The organism is Stenotrophomonas sp. 704A1 (assembly GCF_030549525.1).
GTDB classification, from domain to species: Bacteria; Pseudomonadota; Gammaproteobacteria; order Xanthomonadales; family Xanthomonadaceae; genus Stenotrophomonas; species Stenotrophomonas tuberculopleuritidis.
In genome coordinates, this window is the sequence record NZ_CP130831.1 from 309,072 (window position 1) to 328,645 (window position 19,574).

Sequence of the window (19,574 nt, forward strand, 5' to 3'; positions counted from 1 at the left end):
CGCCGGAAAGCTGAATCCAGTCAGCCATCTGAAACCAAGGCTGACGTAGCATTGTCCTCGTTACGGGGCCGATGGACGGCCCCTGCTTGCCGGCCCAGCCGGCCACGTGCCAGGGAGTAGTGAGCAATGCAGGCAGCAAACGCCCGTCGGGGCCTTGAATGGATCTCTCCTGGCACGCGGCGGGGAGGGATGCTGGCGATGTGCCTGGTACTGGCCGCCTGCCAGGCGCCTCCAGCCGATACGGCCGCCGCTGCGCTGCAGCCAGCCGCCCCGGCTGCCACCCAACCGCAGGCACCGGCCGCGACCGAAAGCGCGCAGCCGCAGCGCGATGCGTCCTATACCGATGGCCGTCTGCGCCCGGCCTACGGCTGGTGCGTGGATGAAGCCGGGCAGGACGCCGGCAAGCTGGCCGCCTGCGGCAAAGACGAGCTGGCCTATCAGGAAGCCCGTCTGGCTGACGCTGCCGCCAAGGTCGTCGCGACGCTGGATGGCAGTGCGAAGCAGAGCTGGACGGCCGCGCAGGCAACCTGGCGCAACGACACCGACCGTCACTGCACCGCCGCTTCCAACAGCAGCGCAGAGCAACTGCAGCACGCGCAGGAATGTCGCCTGTTCCGCGTAGCCAACCGCGCCGACCAGCTGCTGGCGCAGAGCGCACCGCCGGATACCTCGTATACCCAGGCCACGCTGCGCCCTGAATACACCCGCTGCGTGCAGGAAGCCCGGGGCATGGATGACCGGTTGGAAGCCTGCGACGCGGCCGAGCTCGCCCATCACCAGGGGCTGCTTGAAAAGCAGGTCGCCCGGCTGATGGATGGCCCCGATGGCCCGGCCAAGGATCGCTGGATGGACGAGCAGGCCGATTGGGCTGAAGACACCGACAAGCGCTGCAGCCCGGCCACCGACGGCGTCGGTCAGGCGCTGGACGCGCAGTCATGCCGCATCAACCGCTATGCCAACCGTGCAGTGGAATTGCAGGCGCTTGCCGGGCTTCGTTGAGGGCACCTGAAACCTGAACGCAGTCAGTCATTGGCGTTCTGTGCTGGAGTACGATCGCCGCAGTGATAGGGCCGATGGACGGCTCTTTTTTGCCGGTCCAGCTGGCGACACACAAGGGAGAAGCAAGCCATGCAAGCCGTGAGCGCGCCTGCGCGCAGTGATCGATGCGCCTTTCAAAGCCCACGCGGGATGGCGTTGGTGCTGTGCCTTCTGCTGAGCGCGTGCCAAGCCCCTTCGGCGGACAGTGCCCCGGCCACTCCGGCCACCAGCGCAGATGCGTCTGCACCGGCGGCAACAGCGACGCCGGCCAGCGCGCCACCTGCAGCGACAGCCGCCGATGCCGACGTGGATGCCGATGAGTTTCCCGCGCCGTTGCCTGATGCGTCCTACACCCAGGCCAATCTGCGTCCCGCCTACGCCCAGTGCGTGGACGCCAGCGAAGCGGTGACGCCGCGTCTGCAGGCATGTGGCGACGAGGAGCTGAGCTACCAGGAAGACCGCTTGGCCGAGATCGTTGCCGGTGTCGTGGCAAGTCCTGACAGCAAGGACAAGGATGATTGGATGGATGCGCAGGCCGCCTGGTGGTCCGATACCAATCGCCATTGCCGTTGGGATCCCAAAACCGATGGCCAGGGCCAGATGCTGGACGCACAGTCGTGCCGCATCAACCGCGTGGCCAACCGCGTTGACCAGCTGCAGGCCGCTGCGCAGAACAAGTGAACTGAGTCCACGGCATTGCCAACCGAGAGGAGTCCTTCGACATGGATGTGGTGGCCGACGCAAAGAAGGCGATGGAGCACTGGCATCGCGGCCAGACCTCCGCCCGTTTTGAAACCGACAACCGTGGCCCGGGCTGGATTTCTTCCGGCAAGGGCGATCATGGCGGCGTGTCCTATGGCAGCTACCAGTTCGCCAGCGCCTTTGGCGGGGTGGACGAATATCTGAAGTCGTCCCGGTATGCCGACCAGTTCCACGGCCTGAAGCCGGCTACGGATGCCTTCAGCGAGCGCTGGAAAGCAGTGGCCGCGCGCGACGAAAAGGGCTTTGCCCAGGAGCAGCACGATTTCATCCAGCACCAGTACTACGACGTGCAGAAGGGTCGCCTGAAGAAGGCCGGCGTGGATCTGGAAGGTCGCGGCCCCGCTGTGCAGGACGCGTTGTGGAGCACCTCGGTGCAGTATCGCAACATGACCCGCGGTGTATTCCAGAACGGCCTGAAGCAGGCTTACGGCGATGACTACAGGTTGTCCGAACTGAGCGACGAACAGATTGTCCGGGCCGTGCAGGATTACAAGCATGCCAACGTCCAGCGCCACTTCGAGAGTTCACCCAGGCAGTGGGATTCGCTACGCGAACGAACGCTCAACGAGAAGTCCGAGCTGGTCGCACTGGCGCGCTACGAGAAGATCAACCACGACCCGCAGCCCTACCGGGGCAAGACCTACGAGCAGGCATTCGGTGAGCCGGCGCATCGTCAGTCCGCCGCACGCGCAGCGCGTGCACCCATGGCCGATGGTGTGCTGGTGCAGGGCGAGCGCGGCAATGAGGTGCACGCGCTGCAGCAGAAGCTGGCCCAGGCCGGGTACACCGGTATGGATGGCAAGGTGCTGAAGCCCGACGGCGATTTCGGCAGCGACACCCATCATGCGGTGCGTCAGTTCCAGAAGGCACATGGGCTTGAAGAAGACGGCAAGGCGGGGCGCGATACGCTGTCTGCACTGAATGCTGCCGTTCGCCAGCCGGCACCGCCAGCGGCGTCGGTTCCTCTGCCGGAACGCCACGAAGCAAAGGCGCCCGCCGCAGCGGCTGCGTCGGTGGCCGCCGCGCCTGGTGGCGGTCGCATCACGGTGATCGAGCCCTACGGCAACGTCACCAGCAACCGCACGCTGGCCCACGGCATCAGTGGTGAAACGGCCTACCGCGAGCTGAAGATCCATCACCCCAACAGGAATGCCGAAGCCGTGCGCACCGGCGACGCGCGCAAGGCCGACCGCCAATCAGGCATGGTCGAGGGCGAGATGGAGAACATCCGCACGCGCGAGGACAAGAATGACATTCCCCTGGTGCGCAAGGATCTGATCCTGACCGACCGTCTGGGCAACCGCGATGTAATGATTCCGAACCCGGTGGCTGGCTACGCGCAGTTCAACAAGGACGCCACCCATTCGATCAGCCTCTACAGCCACCCCGTCGGCGATCCGCGCCGCGAACTGGTAGGGCAGGTGCTGCACGGTGCAGCCGGCACGTCGCCCTACAAGAACGGCGACTTCGTCGAATACGGGGCGCCGCTGATCCAGCAGTCGAACGCCGGCAGCAAACCAGTGCACGCACATATCGAAGTGGAGCCTGCGCAGTTCCGCAGGTACCTCGGCGACATGCTCAATGACCGCATCACGCTCGGTGGCAAAGTCCACGCGCAGGGTCCGGAAGCGGCGCAGGCCGCACGTGCCACGCAGCAGGCACCGATGGCCGACGGCATGCTGGTGAAGGGCGAGCGCGGCGACGAGGTCAAGGCGCTGCAGGGCAAGCTGGCCGCGCTGGGTCATGTGGGCGCGGACGGCAAGCCGCTGGCCGCCGATGGCATCTACGGCAAGGACACCGTTGCAGCGGTCACCCGGTTCCAGATCGACAATGGCCTGGAACAGGACGGCAAGGCCGGCCGCCAGACGCTGGCCCGATTGAACGACCCGGCCGCAGTGAAGCCCGGCGCGCAGACCGCCGCCGGTCCGGCCCGCACCGAGCCGACCACGCCGGCTGCCCCCAGCATGCGCGACCCCTCGCATGCCGAGAACCCGCGCTTCAACCAGGCCCTGGAGAAACTGCAGGCGCTGCAACAGCAGCGCGTGCAGGCCGGGCTGTGCCCGCTGTTTGCCAATGCACAGGAAACCGAACGTGCCGCTGGCCAGCTCGCCTACGAGAGCAAGGTTGCCGGCATGCACCGGATCGACCATGTGGTCGCGCGCCCCGATGGCAGCGGCCTGTTCGGCGTGCAGGGCAACCTCGGCGACCCGGCCGCGCAGCGCATCTTCGTCGATCGCCAGCAGGCGGTATCGCAGTCGGTGGAGGCCAGTACCCGCCAGAGCGAGGACCTGGACGCCCAGTTCAACCAGCGCGTGCAGGATCAGCAGCAGGAACAGGTGAAGGGGCGCGCGCAGTAACGCCCCGCCCCGGGATGGGCCATCGGGCGGCTCCCGGCAGCGCCGGGCGCGCCCGGCGCCATTCAGCTGGGCGGTGTAAACTATTGATCTCACTGGCGAATGCCAGTCTCCACGATCAGCATCCCGATGACGTCCGCCACCGCCCGTTACGCCGATTCCCTGCGCCTGTCCGTCGCCCCGATGATGGACTGGACCGACCGCCATTGCCGCGTGTTCCATCGCGTGCTGGCGCCAGGTGCGCGGCTGTACACCGAAATGGTGCACGCCAACGCGGTCATCCATGGTGATCGCGATCGCCTGCTCGGCTTCGACCGCAGCGAACAGCCGCTGGCGCTGCAGCTGGGCGGCAGCGATCCGCTGCTGCTGGCGCAGGCCGCGCGCATCGCCGCGGACTGGGGCTACGACGAGGTCAACCTCAACTGCGGCTGCCCGTCCGACCGCGTGCAGGCCGGCCGTTTCGGCGCCTGCCTGATGCGCGAGCCGGTGCTGGTGGCCGAGTGCGTGGCCGCCATGGTCGCCGCGGTGGACATCCCGGTCACCGTGAAGTGCCGGCTGGGCGTGGACGAGGATGACAACTACGACGTGTTCGCCAGCTTCGTCGATCGCCAGGTCGATGCCGGTGCGGCGATGGTGGTGGTGCACGCGCGCAATGCGTGGCTGAAGGGTCTGTCGCCGAAAGAGAACCGTGAGGTTCCGCCGCTGAAGTACGACTGGGCTTACCGCCTCAAGCAGGAGCGCCCGGCGCTGCCGGTGGTGCTCAATGGCGGCCTGGCCAGCATCGAGGCGGTGCAGGCGCAGGCCGCGCACGTCGATGGCGTGATGCTTGGCCGTGCCGCCTACCACGACCCCTACCTGCTGCATCAGCTGGAAGCGCTGCAGACCGGCGCACCGCTGCGCCCGCGCGGCGAGCTGCTGCGGGCGCTGCGTCCCTACGTCGAGGCGCGCCTGGGCGAGGGCCTGGCCCTCAAGCACATCACCCGCCACCTCCTCGGCCTGTTCCACGGCCAGCCCGGCGGCCGTGCCTTCCGCCAGGTGCTGAGCGAAGGCGCGCATCGTCCGGGCGCCGACTGGACGCTCATCGAACAGGCACTGGCAGTGACCGAACGCGAAGCCGAGCGCGCTGCGGCGTGACCACAGTCACATTCCTGACTTGACATGCGCTGGGAATTCGTCCCGAATGTTCACTTAGATGAACAACGTCCGGGGAGGCCCGGAAAAGTTCAGATCGGATTCACCGCCCCAAACCAAGAATTTGCAAAAGATTTGTAAAAAACGCCGGGTCCCCTCCCGGTGCCCGGATTTACGACTTTTGAACGAATCGCCGTGCTCGGCTAGGATCGCATCGATGTCTTCCGCTCCCTTCCACCGCCGTCTTGCCCTGGCCACCTGCGTGGTCCTGGCGGCTGCGCCGCTGTCTTCAGCGCTGGCGCAGGACCCGCAGCGGGAGCAGGGCCGCGCCGAAATGATGGAGCGGGGCGGCCGTGGCGCCGGCAACGAGCGCTCGCTGTCCGATGCCGTGCGCCGTGTGCAGCGCACCACCGGGGGCCACATCCTGGGGGCCGAGCGCGTGCCGTTCGATGGCCGCGACATCAACCGGGTCAAGTACATGGACGACCGCGGCCGGGTCCGCTACATGGACGACCCCGCCCCGACACGTTCACAGCCGCGCACGCCGCGGTCGGATATGTCATCACTACGCGGCGATAACCCCTGAACAGGGATAGTTGTCGCTATCAACCCGTACCCACAGGCCTCCGGGCCACACCCAGGACACTAGGGAGAGTTCATGCGTATCCTTCTGGTCGAAGACGAAGCCCCGCTGCGTGAGACCCTGGCAGCCCGGCTCAAGCGCGAAGGTTTTGCCGTCGATGCAGCGCAGGACGGCGAGGAAGGCCTCTACATGGGCCGCGAAGTGCCGTTCGACGTTGGCATCATCGACCTTGGCCTGCCCAAGATGTCGGGCATGGAACTGATCAAGGCCCTGCGCGATGAAGGCAAGAAGTTCCCGGTGCTGATCCTGACCGCGCGTTCGAGCTGGCAGGACAAGGTCGAAGGCCTCAAGCAGGGCGCCGACGATTACCTGGTCAAGCCGTTCCATGTGGAAGAGCTGCTGGCTCGCGTCAACGCGCTGCTGCGCCGCGCCGCTGGCTGGAGCAAGCCGACCCTGGAATGCGGTCCGGTCGCGCTGGACCTGGCGGCACAGACCGTCAGCGTGGCCGGCAGCAATGTCGACCTCACCAGCTACGAGTACAAGGTGCTGGAGTATCTGATGATGCATGCCGGTGAACTGGTCTCCAAGGCCGACCTCACCGAGCACATCTACCAGCAGGACTTCGACCGCGACTCGAACGTGCTGGAAGTGTTCATCGGTCGCCTGCGCAAGAAGCTGGATCCGGATGGCGAACTGAAGCCGATCGAGACCGTGCGTGGTCGCGGCTACCGTTTCGCGATTCCGCGCAACGAGGGCTGAGCCCTTCAGCAGGCGATAAACGATGTCCGGCCGTCTGTGGTTCTTCCGACGCTGGCGGCCGCGCTCACTGCAGGCGCGCCAGATGTTCGCCGCGTCCGTGGGCCTGGTCGCGTTCCTGGCCCTGGCCGGTTACGCGCTTGATGCCGCCTTCGCCGATACGGCGAAGGCCAACCTGCGCGAGCGCCTGAAGAACTATGCCACCGCCTATGCGGCCGGCATCGACTTCACCCGCGACCGCTCGCTGTACATCCGCGAGCAGCCGCCGGATCCGCGCTTCGACGTCCCCGGCAGCGGCCTGTACCTGCAGGTGGTGATGCCCGACGGCAAGGGCAATTCGATGTCCGCCGAAGGCCCGATGCTGCCCACCGTCGGCGGCGGGCTGCTGGCCCCGCGCCAGGAAGTGTTCGAAGGCCCGCTGCCGATGATCCAGATCGACGGCAGCCAGGGCTCGGTGTACCGCTATGGCCTTGGCCTGGTGTGGGACGCCGACGCCGACCCGGCCACCGAGTTCCCGTACACCATCTACGTGATGGAAGACTCGCGCGCGCTGGGTGCGCAGCTGCGCGTGTTCCGCAGCCGGGTCTGGTTCTATCTGGGCGGCATCGGCCTGATCCTGCTGCTGCTGCAGACCGTCATCCTGCAGTGGAGCCTGCGTCCGCTGCGCCGCGTGATCACCGAGCTGACCAAGGTGCAGCGCGGTGAGACCGAGCGCATGAGCGAACGCCACCCGCGCGAACTGGAACCGCTGACCGACAGCATCAATGCCTTCATTGAAAGCGAGCGCGAGAATCTGGAGCGGCAGCGCAATACCCTGGCCGACCTGGCGCACAGCCTGAAAACACCGATCGCGGTGCTGCGCACGCAGATGGACAGCGGTGCCGGCGATGGCGCGCTGCGCGAGGAACTGGACGTGCAGCTGCAGCGCATGAACAACCTGGTGTCGTACCAGCTGGCGCGCGCGGCCTCCTCCGGCCACAAGCTGTTCTCCGCACCGTTGCCGATCGAGTCCAACGCCGAGGAAATCGTGCGGGGTCTGGAAAAGGTCTACGCCGCCAAGGGCGTGCTGTGCGAGTTCGACATCGATCCGGCAGCGCGCTTCCATGGCGAACCGGGTGACCTGCAGGAGCTGCTGGGCAATCTGCTGGAGAATGCCTTCAAGTGGGCCAAGCGCCGCGTGCTGCTGACCGCGCAGCCGTTGCCGGCGCCGAACGCGCGTCGCGCCGGTCTGCTGCTGGCGGTGGACGACGACGGCCCGGGCATCGCCCCGGAGGACATCGGCAAGGTGCTGCAGCGTGGCGTGCGTGGCGACGAGCGCGTGCAGGGCCATGGCATCGGCCTGTCGATCGTGCAGGATCTGATCAAGGACTACCGCGGCGAGCTGCAGGTGTCCCGTTCCAGCGAACTGGGCGGCGCCCGCTTCGAAGCGCGCCTGCCGCCGGGGCCCTGAACCCTCACCGCCGGGCATGGCCCGGCGCTACCGCAGGGGGCGGGGGGGCCTTGAATCCTCACCGCCGGGCATGGCCCGGCGCTACCGTGGGGCCGTCCGGACCTTCACCGCAGACGCGTGTTGACCGGTAGCGCCGGGCCATGCCCGGCGGATACACCGATCAACCGCCCATCGCTGGCGGCTCGCCGTAGAACCGGCGCAGGTGCGCGGCCACGTCCGGCAACGCCTCGGCCAGCAGGTCCGGCGCGGAAAAGTGGTACTCGCTGGCCACTGCGAAGAACTCTTCCGGTGCCTCGGCCGCGTACGGATCGATCAGCGTCTCCACCCCCGCATCCACCTGCGCGCAGAACGCGTCATAGGACGTCTGGAAGGCCGCAGCCCACGCGCGCTGCCAGGCACGTGGCAACGGTGGCGTACCATCCATCGCGCCATCCAGCGCGTCCAGCTTGTGCACCATCTCGTGCACGGCCACACAGTAGCCATCGTGCGGTGCGGCCAGATCGGCCTGCACGTCTGCCCAGGACAGAATCAGCGGACCGCTGTCCCACGACTCGCCGATCAGCTCGTCATCCCACTCGTGCAGCACGCCGGCGGCGTCCATGTGGCTTCGATGCACGCGGAATGCATCGGGGTAGACGATCAGCTGCGACCAGCCTTCCAGTCCCACCTCGCCGAACTCCAGCAACGGCAGGCAGCACAGCGCGGCCAGCAGCACCCGATCGCCAGGCTGCAGCTGCAGGTCGCCAATCGGGGAAATGGTCTTCTCATGCAGAAAGCGGGTGGCCAGTGCACGCAGCCTGTCGCGGCGTTGTTCACCCAGGCCCTGCAGCCACGCGGCGCGGTGGCAGGCATGGTCCCACAGCGCATCCTCGATCGGCCGCGGCGCGGGCCGCAGCCACTGCAGCAACGTCTTGATCAGCGGAACATACCCGGCAGGTAGCTGTGCCACTTCGGCGCACGGATGCGCTGCAGTACATCGTCATCGCCGCCGCCGCCACTGCTGGTGGCATTGGCTGCCGGCCGTACCTGCGCCGGCTTGGCGGTTGCCGTCGCCGGCGCGGTGCTGGGCGTGCGCTGCGAAGCGGCATCGCCGGCCGAGTACACACAGGCACCGCGGCTGTCATCAAGCGCTGCCGTGGCCGATGCCGCGAAGGGCATGCTCAGCAGGATCAGGCAATGGGCATAACGGCGCATTGACGACATCCAGGTTAAGGGAAGGTGAGTTCCCGATTCTAGCCCGAACCCCGCGCCAGATTGGAAGCCCGCCGGCAACCGGGGCGGCGGGCGTCGCTGGCGGCTTTCCCGCATAATTCCGTCCTGACCTTGTGGAAGCTGCCGTGGACGATCGCCAATTGCTGGCCAAACTCGCTGCCGGTCGCCTGTCCGGCGACGCCCTGGCCCGTGAGCTGGGCCAGACCCGGGCGGCGATTTGGAAGCGGATTCAAGGGCTTAGAGCCGCCGGGGTGGATATTGAAGGGCGCGCAGGCGAGGGCTACGGGGTAACCCGGCCGATCGATCTGCTCGACCCGCAGGCCATCCGCGCGGGCATGCCGCAGCCCGCCCTGACCCTGCTGGACGACCTGCAGGTGGCCTGGTCGGTGGATTCCACCAATGCCGAATTGTTGCGGTGCAGCGCCCCGCAGCGCGGCGTTCGCGTCCTGCTGGCCGAGCGCCAGACCGGCGGCCGTGGCCGTCGCGGCCGCAGTTGGGCGTCGCCCTTGGCCGCGCATGTGTACCTGTCGGTGCTGCGCCTGTTCGAAGGTGGCCTGGGCCGCCTGGCCGGGCTGAGCCTGGTGGCCGGCGTCGCGGTGGCCGAAGCTCTGCACGACCTCGGCTATGTGCAGGCCCAGCTGAAATGGCCCAATGACGTGCTGGTGGAGGGCCGCAAGCTGGTCGGCCTGCTGGCCGAAGGCGGTGGCGAGTACGCTGGCCCGGCGCGCGCGGTGATCGGTATCGGCATCAACGTGCACATGCCGCCGGCCTTCGCCGAACAGATCACCCAACCCTGGGTCGATCTGGACACCCTGGCCGGCGCACCGGTGGATCGCAACGTCGTGGTTGCTGCGGTGCTGGCGCGTCTGCTGCCGGCGCTGGAGCAGTTCGATCGCGAAGGGCTGGCCCCGTTCCTGCCGCGCTACGCCCGCTTCGACATGCTGGCCGGCCGCGCCGTGCGCGTCGACCTGGAAGGGCAGTGGCAGCACGGCACCGCGCTCGGCCTGGCCGAGGACGGCGCACTACGGGTGGATATCGATGGCCGCGAGCGCCTGCTGCATGCCGGCGAAGTCAGCGTGAGGAAGGCATGAGCGACTGGCTGTTCGATCTGGGCAATTCGCGCTTCAAATTCGCACCGCTGCAGGGTGACCGCGCCGGCGACGTGCAGGCCTGGGCGCACGGTGCCGAAGGCATGGCCGCGCAACCGCCCCACAGCCTGCCCAGCGGTGGTACTGCGTTTGTGGCCAGCGTGGCCGCACCATCGCTGACCAGCGCCATGCTGGACCAGCTGCAGCGCCGCTTCGAACACGTACAGGTGGTGCGTACCAGTGCCGCGTGTGCCGGTGTGCGCATCGCCTATGCCAGGCCGGAAAAGTTTGGTGTCGATCGCTTCCTGGCCCTGCTGGCCGCCGCGAAGGCGCAACGGCCGGTGCTGGTGGTCGGCGTCGGCACCGCCTTGACCCTTGATCTGCTTGATGCCGATGGCCAGCATCACGGCGGCCGCATCTCCGCCTCGCCCACCACCATGCGCGAAGCGCTGCACGCGCGTGCCGTCCAGCTGCCGGCCACGGGCGGCGACTACAGCGAATTCGCCAACGACACCGCCGATGCGCTGGCCTCCGGCTGCGATGGTGCCGCCGTGGCCCTGGTCGAGCGCAGTGCCCGCCAGGCGCAGCAACTGCTGGGCGTGATGCCCTCGCTGCTGGTGCATGGCGGGGGCGCACCGGCACTGATGCCGCTGCTCGATGGCGCCGACTATCACCCCTCGCTGGTGCTGGATGGCCTCGCCCGCTGGGCGGTGCACCAGCCCGCACGCTAGTATCGGCGCATGCTGACCCGTGCCCTGATCGTCGTACTGGCGATCCTCAATCTTGGTGTTGCCTGCTGGTGGCTGCTGCGCGATGAACCGGCGCGCGCGCCGTTGCCGCCGCCGCCGACCGGCGTGGCCGAGCTGCGCTGGCTGCCTGGCGGTACCGATGCGACCGTGGCCGCACAGGCCTCGACAGCGGCACCCACTGAAGCACTGGTGGAGCGTGAGGCTGCATCGGCCACCGCAGTGGCCGCTGCACCCGCACCGGCAACAGCAACGTCTCCGGCAGCCCGCAGGCCGACCGAACCGGTGAGCGCACCCGAGCCGGTCGCTGCTGTCGCCAAGCCCCCGGCCGAACCGGCGGCCGAGCAGCCCGCAGCCCCGACCACACCGCCACGCTGCCTGGCATTGGGGCCGTTCGCCGACCGCGCCGCCGCCGCCGCCGCACAGGGCCGTGCGGGCAACCTGCTGAGCCAGGCACGCCTGCGCGAGCAGCCCGCCGCCAGCGGCAGCGCCCGCTACCGCGTGCTGCTGCCGGCTGCCGCCAGCCGTGAGGACGCTCAGGCCACGGTCAAGCGCATCGTCGCCGCCGGCCTGAGCGACTACTACATCATCGGCCAGGGCGAGGAGACCAACGCCATTGCGCTGGGCCAGTACCGCAACCGTGAAGGTGCCGAACGGCGCGTGGCGGCGGTGCAGGCTGCCGGATTCCAGCCGCGCCTGGTGGCCAGCGGCGACGCCGGCCAGTGGTGGCTGGAAGGGCAGGTGGCCAGCGGCAGCGAGCCAGCCCAGGCCCAGCAGCGCAGCGGCGCGGCACAGAGCCGGTCGCTGGAATGCGCGCGGTTGCGCTAGAATCCCCCCACCGCGGCTGCGCCGCCGGTGAAGCACCATGCCGCTTTAGCTCAGTTGGTAGAGCAACTGTCTTGTAAACAGTAGGTCATCCGTTCGATTCGGATAAGCGGCACCATCTGGGATTGCCCATGCGCCCCGGAAGCGGGGGGCAACTGGAGAAGCCAGCGCACTGCGCTGGCCTTTTCGCGTCCAGACCTACTGCGGACGAACCAACTCGTTTCCAATCTGCTGACACCGTTGCAGCATCGACTCGCCGGATGGCGTTCCAAGCCGGATGGTGCCGTCCACCAGCAACGGATAAGTCTCAAGCCGCACACGATAAGCCTGCTGGGACGAGATGCGGACTGCCCGATCACCTGCAGCGAGCGGGGCTCCGGGCAAGCTCTCTTCCTTGATGAGCCCGTTGATCTTGAGTTGCGCACACAGCCCCGCGTAGTAGGCGCTTCTTTCGTCGCGCGCTCTGGGATGCTTCGTAGCGACTCCCAATGCATGAAGGGTCTCATGCGCAACTAGGTCAACCAGATTTGCGTAGGCCTGTTGTTGATCGCGGTAAACGTGCGAGGCAAGTGCAAGCGTCCTGCCTGTCGCAAAGCGGCCGAGCGACCTTGCCCTTATCGCTCCCGCAGTGCCTTCCGGTACAAGCAGGATCCGATAGTCGTTGGATGCCGCAGGTATCCATGATTCGGCCAAGTCCGCTGCCGCATCGACACGCGCACAGACATCTTCAGCAACGATTGCAAGCTCGGCCGCGATCTGCAGCCTGATACTCCGCTCAGTGTTTGTACAGAGGTGGGCATGAGTGGTGCCTATGTCGGTTCGACCAGGCAGCAAGGAAGCGGTGTGGAAGTAGCGGAGAGGACCGATCGGTACCGAAACAACTTCGGTGTAACCCGATGAAGCAACGCCCTTGGGCAGCGTGGTGGTCGCGCAGCCTGCAAGGCCCATGGCGCAGACGCCGATCAAGAAGATTGCGATTCTGTACATTCCATCTCCACAAAGAAGCGGGGGGCGTGCCCCCGCTCCGGTGAGTCAACTAGTGCTACATCCCGATGCACAAGTGCGGTGATGGGTGATTGACGGTCAGCATCGCCGAGTTCAGCTGCTGAGGAAGCTGTTCGCTGCATTGGGGGTGAGTCGTCGGCGACTGCGGCGACTCTTTCCGTAACCGCGGTGCGCTCGGCGTCAAATTCTGGCTCTGGCCTACGTCGACATTGCGAGGGTGCGATGTGCTGATCATAGTGCGCGCCATGGTAGAGCTCGTATGTCGCGTGAGGTACAACAGACGGAGCCTCCGTTTTGAACACGTCAGCGATCTGTCCGAGCGCCTGGTTTCGATTGATCCACCCGACCTGGAGTTCAACGGCAATGGCTTCATACTGTTGCGGCCGATTACCTGTGCCCGACACGCCAATGTCCGGTCCACCAGCCGCGATGAGTTCACGCTGGACCTGGACATTACTGAGCGTCGCAGCTGTTTCTCCTCGTAGCAGGGTATTTATATAGGATTGCTTGGACGTTGGATCGGGACGTTCGATAAAGAGGTGGTGCCCCACCTCGTGGGAAAGCGAGTGTGCGATTCTGGAGCCTTGCTCAATCGCATTCTCGTCGATAACGATATTCTCACCGGAAACAAGATTGGTGCCCATACCGGCTTGTCGCCCGAAGTGTTGGGAATTTCGCCAGAAGCGGCGCCAACGAGGGGTCAGTCAGCGGGGGTGCAGGACGGCGTACGGGTCCTGGGCGTGCACCCTCCTGCGGCTGTGGCAGTACAGAGTCTTCAGTACGTTCCATGTTGAGGCTCCTGCCCGGGGGGCAACGCTGACTGATCAATACGTGGGTCAATGTCACATTGTCAGGGGCAAGAGTGGGTGCAACCTCGGCACCGTTCACTGGCGCGCTCCAGTAGGGGCGGGAGTCAGGGGCGTCAGGCCGAGATGGATACTGTGCCGTTCCCTCCCGGATGATCTCTTCAAGCGCAACGCTGGGCGGCGCGACATCAAATGTCAGCTTCGCCTGCGCAGGATTCACTGCGCGCCATGAAAAAAAGCGTGGCCAGGCAGTATTGATGAAGGGCGACATCGCAATCTTCAATGAAGGGCGGTCGGGTCCGCGCGGCATCCTGCCATGCCAATGTCCTGCTGCACCGCCGCGAGTGGTGTCACATCCGTCTGGCTAGACTGTGCTTCTTTTTCCCCCGCAGGAGGCACCCATGGCCCATCCCATTTCCGTATCCCTGATCGGCGTTCCCACCGACGTCGGGGCCGGCCACCGGGGCGCGAGGCTGGGGCCGGAGGCCCTGCGCGTGGCGGGCCTGCCGGAGGCACTGGAAGCGCGCGGTGTGGAGGTGCGCGACCTGGGCAACCTGGATGGCCCGCGCAACCCGTGGACCGCGCCGGTGCAGGGTTACCGCCACCTCGACGAGGTGGTGGCGTGGAACCACGCATTGATGGAAGCCAGCTACGCTGAACTGCAGGCCGGCCGCATGCCGATCATGCTCGGCGGCGACCACTGCCTGGGCATCGGTTCGATTACCGCCGTGGCGCGCTGGTGCCGCGAGCAGGGCAAGGAGCTGCGCGTGCTGTGGCTGGATGCACATTCGGACTTCAACACCAGTGATGTCACTCCGTCGGGCAACATCCACGGCATGCCGGTGGCGTGCCTGTGCGGCCTCGGCCCTGATGCGCTGACCAGGCTCGGCGGCACCTCGCCGGCGATCAGGCCCGCGCAGGTGCACCAGATCGGCATCCGCTCGGTGGACCCGGAAGAGAAGCGCCTGATCAAGACCCACAAGGTCGATGTGTATGACATGCGCTACATCGACGAAAACGGCATGAAGCGCACCGTGGAAGCGGCGCTGGCCGGCATCGACGAGAACACCCACCTGCATGTCAGCTTCGATGTGGACTTCCTCGACCCGAGCATCGCGCCCGGCGTAGGCACCACCGTGCCGGGCGGAGTGAACTACCGCGAGGCGCAGCTGGTGATGGAGATGATCGCCGACAGCGGTCGCATGGGATCGCTGGACATCGTCGAGCTCAACCCCTTGCTGGACAAGCAGAATGCCACCGCCGAGCTGGCCGTGGACCTGGTCGAAAGCCTGTTCGGCAAGTCGACACTGATGCGCGATTGAGTGCCAGCCTGAACGGAATACTGCGTCGTTCACGCGCGCTCCACGCCACTGCCGCCAGATTGCACTTCACGCGGCAGTGGTGGCTCCTGGCCATCCCGCCGCCCCGATCACCCACCGAACCCCGTGATTGAGCGGTGTAGCGGAAAACCCAAGGAGAAGCCCATGAAGCGCGTAGTTGCCCTGATGCTGTTGTCGATGTTCTCGGTGGCCATGCTGGCCGGCTGCAACACCGTTGCCGGTGCCGGCAAGGACGTGCAGAAGGCTGGCGAGAAGGTCGAGGATGCCGCCAAGGGCAACTAAGCCCGACGCGGTGCGCACCACGGAAAAGGCCGGGAACATCCCGGCCTTTTTCATGCGCGCGTGCTGGCAGGCCGGTACGTCGAAGCGGAGTGAACCATTCAAGCAGGTGAGCACTGCTTTCATGACCGGTTGACCGCGCTGCAACGGCCGCTGCGCCACTCTGGAGCCACGGTAACAACGCCGTTGCAATCAAAGGAAGCCTCAGCGATGAACAAAGACATCATTTCCGGCAAGTGGTCGCAGCTCAAGGGCAAGGCGCAGGCGAAGTGGGGCGATCTGACCAACGACGATTTCGATGTGGCCGAGGGCAACGCCGAGTACCTGGCAGGCCGGCTGCAGGAGCGTTATGGCTGGGCCAAGGACCGCGCGGAAAGCGAGGTGCGTGATTTCGAGGCCAGCGTGCGCAAGGACTATCCGGACTACAAGTAAGCAGCCGCTGCTCCCCCACAGCACGACCCCCGCACCGTGAGGTTGCGGGCGTCGTGCTGTGGGGCTGCTCAGCGCGCCGGCGGATCCGGCACGTACCGCTCCGGGAACGCCTGCGGTTGGCGCGGTAGGCGCGACGGCGACGCCACCAGGATGCCGCGCGCACGCAGGTTGCGTGCGCTGTCGTAGCGCAGCTGCACGACCTGGGCCGGGCTGCGGCTGGCGCGCTCGAAATCGGTATCGCGTACCGACGACTGTTCGCGCGCGCCGTGGCCGGTGCCCAGTGCCGGGGCCGGTGCGCTGCGGGCGTAGCCCTCGATGCGGCTGGCGCTGGCGTCTGCGGCAGCGGACGATTCGGCCGCCGCCGGCGCGGGTGGGGCACTGCGGCGCAGGATCGGCTCCGGTCGCGGGTACCGGCGTCGGGCCTCCTCGAACACGGCCACGCCGATCACGCCTACGTTGTCGGGGCGACCGGTCCGGCTGGCATAGCTGCCGCTGGGGCTGCTGAACACGAACTGGGCCACCTCGTCCTGGGTCTTGCGCCAGCCGGTGATGTCCGCGCGCTGGCCGGGATCGAGCACGTAGCCGGTCTGCGAGGGATCGGCGTCTTCGCCGGAAATGGCGTTGACCCCATCCACCGACAGCACCACCAGCACCCGGCGCGGACTGTCGTTGTACAGCCGGACCGCATAACGATGGCCGCGTTCACCGGCCACCCAGCGCTGGCCGTCGGCGGGATAGCTGCGCAGTTCGGTGCCACGGTCGCGGTCGACCAGGGCCATGCGCACGGGGCCGTCGTCGTACGCCGGCGGCGGCAGCGGAGCCGGCCGGAAGCCGGCCAGGGGCAGGATCAGCAGCAGGGGCAGCAGGCGTTTCATCGGACGTCTCCAGCGGGGTTAGGTGAATGAACGCGCCGCGGGCTCTGACGGGGTTGGCCGCGTGCGCGGTAAACTGGCCCCGTTCATAGAAGGTTTCCGCACGCAGTCATGACGACCCGAGTCCTTACCGGCATCACCCCCTCCGGCACGCCCCACCTGGGCAACTACGTTGGCGCCATCCGTCCGGCGATCGCCGCCAGCCGCGCCCCGGGGATCGAGAGCTTCTTCTTCCTGGCCGACCTGCACAGCCTGATCAAGTCGCAGGACCCGCAGCGCACCCAGCGCGCCACCCTGGAGATCGCGGCCAGCTGGCTGGCCTGCGGCCTGGACCCGGAACACGTGTGGTTCTACCGCCAGAGCGACATCCGCGAGACCACCGAGCTGATGTGGTTCCTGACCGCCATCGCCAGCAAGGGCATCCTCAATCGTGCCCATGCCTACAAGGCGGCGGTGGACAAGAACCGCGAGGAGGGCGTGGACGAGGATGCCGGTGTCAGCGCCGGCCTGTTCATGTATCCGGTGCTGATGGCCGCCGACATCCTGATCTTCAAGGCCAACCAGGTGCCGGTGGGCCGTGACCAGATCCAGCACATCGAGATGGCGCGCGATTTCGCCCAGCGCTTCAACCACGTCTATGGCAAGGAGTACTTCCCGCTGCCGGAGGTGGTGATCGACGAGCAGGTGGCGACCCTGGCCGGCCTGGACGGCCGCAAGATGAGCAAGAGCTACCACAACACCATTCCGCTGTTCGTGCCGCGCGAGGAACTGAAGAAGCTGGTGTTCTCGATCCTCACCGACTCGCGGGCACCGGGCGAGCCGAAGGACACCGAAGGCTCGGCGCTGTTCCAGATGTACCAGGCGTTCGCCACCCCGGAACAGACCGCGGAGTTCGCCAAGGCGTTCGCCGCCGGCATCGGCTGGGGCGAGGCCAAGCAGCAGCTGTTCGAGCGCATCGACAGCGAACTGTCGCCGCTGCGCGAACGCTACAACGCGCTGATGGCCGAGCCGGAGAAGATCGAGGCACTGCTCAAGCGCCGCGGCCAGCAGCTGCGCGAGCAGCTGGCGGCACCGCTGCTGGACGAACTGCGCCATGCGGTGGGCCTGCGCGACCTGTCCAGCGCCGGTGACATTGCCAGCGAGGATGCAGGTGTTGCACGCGTGGCGCCGCCGCTGTTCAAGCAGTACCGCGAGAAGGATGGCCGCTTCTACTTCAAGCTGAGCGCCGGTGACGGCACGCTGCTGATCCAGAGCGAAGGCTTCGACTCGCCGCGCGATGCCGGCCAGCTGATCGCCGTGTTGAAGCAGGCCGAGCAGGGCGACCAGCTGCAGAGCGAGCTGTTCAAGCTGGACGCTGAGGTGGACGTGGTTCTGGCTGCGCTGGCGGCACTGCGCGAGGCGTAATCGGGGGCGCCGACCCTGGTCGGCACCGCCATCGGCGCAGCGGCCGTGGCATGATGCGCGGGCGCCGTCGGCGCGATGACATGGAGTCTGCGATGGCCTGGTTGTCGCTGCTGCTGTTCCTGCCCTGGTTCATTCTGCTGGGCAGCCTGTACTGGCTGTTTCCGCGCCAGCCGCGTACCGCGCGCCGGCGTGTGTTCGACGGCAGCACCCTGGTGCTGGCGTTCGCGTTGAGCATCCTGGCGATGCTCTGGGGGCACCACACCGGTGTGGCGCAGCCCGGCGCCGGACCGATCTGGCCGCAGGTGCTGGCGGTGCTGTATGCCTACGGCGCCTTCCTGGCGGTGCTGGTGCTGGCCCTGCTGCTGCGCCCGAGGTACCTGGCCCGGTAATCCCGCTTGTGTAGCGTCGAGCCATGCTCGACTGTTTTTCCGTCCAGTCGGGCATGGCTCGACTCTACAGCGTTGCGCCTCCGACCAAAGCCGCATCGAATACGACCCGCCGACGCGCCTACCATGGGAACCGTTCCCGATCCTGCCAGGTGCGCGCCGATGATCGCTGATCCCAGCATCCACACCATCGATACCGGTTTCCAGCGGCCTGACTTCGACGCCGCCTACCTGATCGTCGAGAACGGTCGCGCGGCCTTCGTCGACTGCGGCACCGGCCTGTCGGTCCCGGCGATGCTGCAGGCCCTGGCCGATGCCGGCCTGGGCGTGGATGCGGTGGACTGGCTGCTGCTGACCCATGTACATCTGGATCATGCCGGTGGTGCGGGCCTGTTGATGCAGCAGCTGCCCCATGCAAAGGCGGTGCTGCATCCGCGCGGTGCCCCGCACATGATCGATCCGACCCGGCTGATCGCCGGCGCCACCGCGGTGTATGGCGCCGAGGAAATCGCGCGCAGCTATGGCCGCATCGAGGCGATTCCCGAAGCGCGCGTGGTGGTCGCCGAGGACGGCCATCGCATCGACCTGGCCGGGCGCGCGCTGATGCTGCTGCATACCCCGGGCCATGCGCTGCACCACTACTGCATATGGGATGCGCGCAGCCGCAGCTGGTTCACGGGCGATACCTTCGGCATCTCCTACCGTGAGCTGGACAGTGCGCAGGGGGCCTTCATCTTTCCGACCTCATCGCCGGTGCAGTTCGACCCGCAGGCAATGAAGGCCTCGATCCAGCGCATGCTGGCCCATGCACCGCAGGCGATGTACCTCACCCACTACGGGCGTGTGGAACAGGTCGACAAGCTTGCTGCGGACCTGTTCGAACAGATCGATGCCATGGTGGCTATCGGGCGGCAGTGCGACGGTCGCCCCGATCGCCATCGCTGCCTGCTGGCAGCGCTGCAGGCGCTGTACCTGGAGCGTGCGCAGCAGCATGGCTGCGCGCTGGACCAGGCCGCCGTGGCCGCGGTGCTGGCGATGGACATTGAACTCAACGCGCAGGGACTGGCGTGCTGGCTGGACCGCGAGCGGCGCTGATCGCCGTACG

The 19,574-nt window shown here is 66.9% G+C and carries 21 protein-coding genes and 1 tRNA gene; 17 read left to right on the plus strand and 5 right to left on the minus strand.

Translation table 11 applies throughout. From position 1 onward, the window contains the following. Window positions 1–198 precede the first annotated feature (198 nt). The 7 genes from Q5Z10_RS01350 (at window position 199) to Q5Z10_RS01380 (ending at window position 8,074) form a co-directional block, all read left to right on the plus strand. Window positions 199–999: a lysozyme inhibitor LprI family protein gene (locus tag Q5Z10_RS01350; protein WP_303637572.1), complete on the plus strand. Its 801-nt coding sequence runs from the start codon at window positions 199–201 to the stop codon at window positions 997–999. Window positions 1,000–1,197: 198 nt separating this feature from the next. Continuing rightward, on the plus strand, window positions 1,198–1,719 hold the full coding sequence (locus Q5Z10_RS01355) for a lysozyme inhibitor LprI family protein (RefSeq protein ID WP_442758933.1): 522 nt from the start codon (window positions 1,198–1,200) through the stop codon (window positions 1,717–1,719). Window positions 1,720–1,760: 41 nt separating this feature from the next. Further along, window positions 1,761–4,157 carry a peptidoglycan-binding domain-containing protein gene (locus Q5Z10_RS01360; protein ID WP_303637574.1) on the plus strand — a complete coding sequence of 799 codons (2,397 nt, stop codon included), beginning with the start codon at window positions 1,761–1,763 and terminating at the stop codon, window positions 4,155–4,157. A 99-nt stretch (window positions 4,158–4,256) separates the two neighbouring features. Then, complete coding sequence (dusA, locus tag Q5Z10_RS01365) at window positions 4,257–5,288, plus strand: tRNA dihydrouridine(20/20a) synthase DusA (RefSeq protein ID WP_303637575.1); 1,032 nt, start codon at window positions 4,257–4,259, stop codon at window positions 5,286–5,288. A gap of 214 nt (window positions 5,289–5,502) precedes the next feature. Continuing rightward, window positions 5,503–5,871: a hypothetical protein gene (locus Q5Z10_RS01370; RefSeq protein ID WP_303637576.1), complete on the plus strand. Its 369-nt coding sequence runs from the start codon at window positions 5,503–5,505 to the stop codon at window positions 5,869–5,871. 72 nt (window positions 5,872–5,943) lie between these two features. Next, the gene (locus tag Q5Z10_RS01375) at window positions 5,944–6,627 is read left to right on the plus strand and encodes a response regulator transcription factor (protein WP_004136763.1); all 684 of its coding nucleotides are present in this window, start codon (window positions 5,944–5,946) and stop codon (window positions 6,625–6,627) included. Between the two features lie 22 nt (window positions 6,628–6,649). Then, entirely contained in the window at window positions 6,650–8,074 is a 1,425-nt protein-coding gene (locus Q5Z10_RS01380; RefSeq protein ID WP_303637577.1) for an ATP-binding protein, read from the plus strand. Window positions 8,075–8,234: 160 nt separating this feature from the next. Here the strand turns inward: Q5Z10_RS01380 and Q5Z10_RS01385 are convergent, their stop codons facing one another. After that, on the minus strand, window positions 8,235–9,023 hold the full coding sequence (locus Q5Z10_RS01385; protein ID WP_303637578.1) for a M90 family metallopeptidase: 789 nt from the start codon (window positions 9,021–9,023) through the stop codon (window positions 8,235–8,237). Further along, window positions 8,990–9,268, minus strand: a complete 279-nt coding sequence (locus tag Q5Z10_RS01390) for a hypothetical protein (RefSeq protein ID WP_303637579.1) — start codon at window positions 9,266–9,268, stop codon at window positions 8,990–8,992. Before Q5Z10_RS01390 ends, Q5Z10_RS01385 begins: the two co-directional genes overlap by 34 nt. 143 nt (window positions 9,269–9,411) lie before the next feature. Here Q5Z10_RS01390 and birA point away from each other — a divergent pair, with 143 nt between their 5' ends. The 4 genes from birA to Q5Z10_RS01410 all read left to right on the plus strand — a co-directional run bounded on the left by birA (window position 9,412) and on the right by Q5Z10_RS01410 (window position 12,063). Beyond that, entirely contained in the window at window positions 9,412–10,377 is a 966-nt protein-coding gene (birA, locus tag Q5Z10_RS01395; protein WP_303637580.1) for a bifunctional biotin--[acetyl-CoA-carboxylase] ligase/biotin operon repressor BirA, read from the plus strand. Continuing rightward, window positions 10,374–11,105, plus strand: a complete 732-nt coding sequence (locus tag Q5Z10_RS01400; protein WP_303637581.1) for a type III pantothenate kinase — start codon at window positions 10,374–10,376, stop codon at window positions 11,103–11,105. The genes birA and Q5Z10_RS01400 overlap by 4 nt, the downstream gene beginning before the upstream one ends. A gap of 9 nt (window positions 11,106–11,114) precedes the next feature. After that, window positions 11,115–11,948 carry an SPOR domain-containing protein gene (locus Q5Z10_RS01405; protein WP_303637582.1) on the plus strand — a complete coding sequence of 278 codons (834 nt, stop codon included), beginning with the start codon at window positions 11,115–11,117 and terminating at the stop codon, window positions 11,946–11,948. A gap of 39 nt (window positions 11,949–11,987) precedes the next feature. Beyond that, window positions 11,988–12,063: transfer RNA gene (locus Q5Z10_RS01410), tRNA-Thr, on the plus strand. An 80-nt stretch (window positions 12,064–12,143) separates the two neighbouring features. Here Q5Z10_RS01410 and Q5Z10_RS01415 read toward each other — a convergent pair. Further along, window positions 12,144–12,932, minus strand: coding sequence for a hypothetical protein (locus tag Q5Z10_RS01415; protein WP_303637583.1), 789 nt, complete (start codon window positions 12,930–12,932; stop codon window positions 12,144–12,146). Next, window positions 12,908–13,594 (minus strand): hypothetical protein, encoded by a 687-nt coding sequence (locus Q5Z10_RS01420; RefSeq protein WP_303637584.1) that lies wholly within the window; start codon window positions 13,592–13,594, stop codon window positions 12,908–12,910. The genes Q5Z10_RS01415 and Q5Z10_RS01420 overlap by 25 nt, the downstream gene beginning before the upstream one ends. Window positions 13,595–14,157: 563 nt before the next feature. Between Q5Z10_RS01420 and rocF the strand changes: the two genes are divergently transcribed. The 3 genes from rocF (at window position 14,158) to Q5Z10_RS01435 (ending at window position 15,807) form a co-directional block, all read left to right on the plus strand. Continuing rightward, window positions 14,158–15,078, plus strand: a complete 921-nt coding sequence (gene rocF / locus Q5Z10_RS01425; protein ID WP_303637585.1) for an arginase — start codon at window positions 14,158–14,160, stop codon at window positions 15,076–15,078. Between the two features lie 162 nt (window positions 15,079–15,240). Next, complete coding sequence (locus Q5Z10_RS01430) at window positions 15,241–15,378, plus strand: entericidin A/B family lipoprotein (protein ID WP_053520147.1); 138 nt, start codon at window positions 15,241–15,243, stop codon at window positions 15,376–15,378. 207 nt (window positions 15,379–15,585) lie between these two features. Then, window positions 15,586–15,807: a CsbD family protein gene (locus tag Q5Z10_RS01435; RefSeq protein WP_117309302.1), complete on the plus strand. Its 222-nt coding sequence runs from the start codon at window positions 15,586–15,588 to the stop codon at window positions 15,805–15,807. Window positions 15,808–15,875: 68 nt separating this feature from the next. Here the strand turns inward: Q5Z10_RS01435 and Q5Z10_RS01440 are convergent, their stop codons facing one another. After that, on the minus strand, window positions 15,876–16,682 hold the full coding sequence (locus Q5Z10_RS01440; RefSeq protein ID WP_303637586.1) for a hypothetical protein: 807 nt from the start codon (window positions 16,680–16,682) through the stop codon (window positions 15,876–15,878). A gap of 108 nt (window positions 16,683–16,790) precedes the next feature. Between Q5Z10_RS01440 and Q5Z10_RS01445 the strand changes: the two genes are divergently transcribed. The 3 genes from Q5Z10_RS01445 to Q5Z10_RS01455 all read left to right on the plus strand — a co-directional run bounded on the left by Q5Z10_RS01445 (window position 16,791) and on the right by Q5Z10_RS01455 (window position 19,564). Further along, window positions 16,791–18,083, plus strand: coding sequence for a tryptophan--tRNA ligase (locus tag Q5Z10_RS01445; protein WP_303637587.1), 1,293 nt, complete (start codon window positions 16,791–16,793; stop codon window positions 18,081–18,083). Window positions 18,084–18,175: 92 nt separating this feature from the next. After that, entirely contained in the window at window positions 18,176–18,472 is a 297-nt protein-coding gene (locus tag Q5Z10_RS01450; RefSeq protein ID WP_303637588.1) for a hypothetical protein, read from the plus strand. Between the two features lie 159 nt (window positions 18,473–18,631). After that, window positions 18,632–19,564 carry an MBL fold metallo-hydrolase gene (locus Q5Z10_RS01455; protein WP_303637589.1) on the plus strand — a complete coding sequence of 311 codons (933 nt, stop codon included), beginning with the start codon at window positions 18,632–18,634 and terminating at the stop codon, window positions 19,562–19,564. The last annotated feature ends 10 nt before the right edge of the window (window positions 19,565–19,574 follow it).

Excerpts from the sequence above, each read along its gene's own strand:
- Q5Z10_RS01375 (WP_004136763.1), top strand. The coding sequence starts at position 5,944 with ATGCGTATCCTTCTGGTCGAAGACGAAGCCCCGCTGCGTGAGACCCTG.
- rocF (WP_303637585.1), top strand. The coding sequence starts at position 14,158 with ATGGCCCATCCCATTTCCGTATCCCTGATCGGCGTTCCCACCGACGTC.
- Q5Z10_RS01430 (WP_053520147.1), top strand. The coding sequence starts at position 15,241 with ATGAAGCGCGTAGTTGCCCTGATGCTGTTGTCGATGTTCTCGGTGGCC.
- Q5Z10_RS01450 (WP_303637588.1), top strand. The coding sequence starts at position 18,176 with ATGGCCTGGTTGTCGCTGCTGCTGTTCCTGCCCTGGTTCATTCTGCTG.
- Q5Z10_RS01370 (WP_303637576.1), top strand. The coding sequence starts at position 5,503 with ATGTCTTCCGCTCCCTTCCACCGCCGTCTTGCCCTGGCCACCTGCGTG.
- Q5Z10_RS01350 (WP_303637572.1), top strand. The coding sequence starts at position 199 with ATGTGCCTGGTACTGGCCGCCTGCCAGGCGCCTCCAGCCGATACGGCC.
- dusA (WP_303637575.1), top strand. The coding sequence starts at position 4,257 with ATGCCAGTCTCCACGATCAGCATCCCGATGACGTCCGCCACCGCCCGT.
- Q5Z10_RS01440 (WP_303637586.1), bottom strand. The coding sequence starts at position 16,682 with ATGAAACGCCTGCTGCCCCTGCTGCTGATCCTGCCCCTGGCCGGCTTC.
- Q5Z10_RS01405 (WP_303637582.1), top strand. The coding sequence starts at position 11,115 with ATGCTGACCCGTGCCCTGATCGTCGTACTGGCGATCCTCAATCTTGGT.
- Q5Z10_RS01360 (WP_303637574.1), top strand. The coding sequence starts at position 1,761 with ATGGATGTGGTGGCCGACGCAAAGAAGGCGATGGAGCACTGGCATCGC.
- Q5Z10_RS01445 (WP_303637587.1), top strand. The coding sequence starts at position 16,791 with ATGACGACCCGAGTCCTTACCGGCATCACCCCCTCCGGCACGCCCCAC.
- Q5Z10_RS01400 (WP_303637581.1), top strand. The coding sequence starts at position 10,374 with ATGAGCGACTGGCTGTTCGATCTGGGCAATTCGCGCTTCAAATTCGCA.
- Q5Z10_RS01390 (WP_303637579.1), bottom strand. The coding sequence starts at position 9,268 with ATGCGCCGTTATGCCCATTGCCTGATCCTGCTGAGCATGCCCTTCGCG.
- Q5Z10_RS01435 (WP_117309302.1), top strand. The coding sequence starts at position 15,586 with ATGAACAAAGACATCATTTCCGGCAAGTGGTCGCAGCTCAAGGGCAAG.
- Q5Z10_RS01415 (WP_303637583.1), bottom strand. The coding sequence starts at position 12,932 with ATGTACAGAATCGCAATCTTCTTGATCGGCGTCTGCGCCATGGGCCTT.
- Q5Z10_RS01455 (WP_303637589.1), top strand. The coding sequence starts at position 18,632 with ATGATCGCTGATCCCAGCATCCACACCATCGATACCGGTTTCCAGCGG.
- Q5Z10_RS01420 (WP_303637584.1), bottom strand. The coding sequence starts at position 13,594 with ATGGGCACCAATCTTGTTTCCGGTGAGAATATCGTTATCGACGAGAAT.
- Q5Z10_RS01380 (WP_303637577.1), top strand. The coding sequence starts at position 6,650 with ATGTCCGGCCGTCTGTGGTTCTTCCGACGCTGGCGGCCGCGCTCACTG.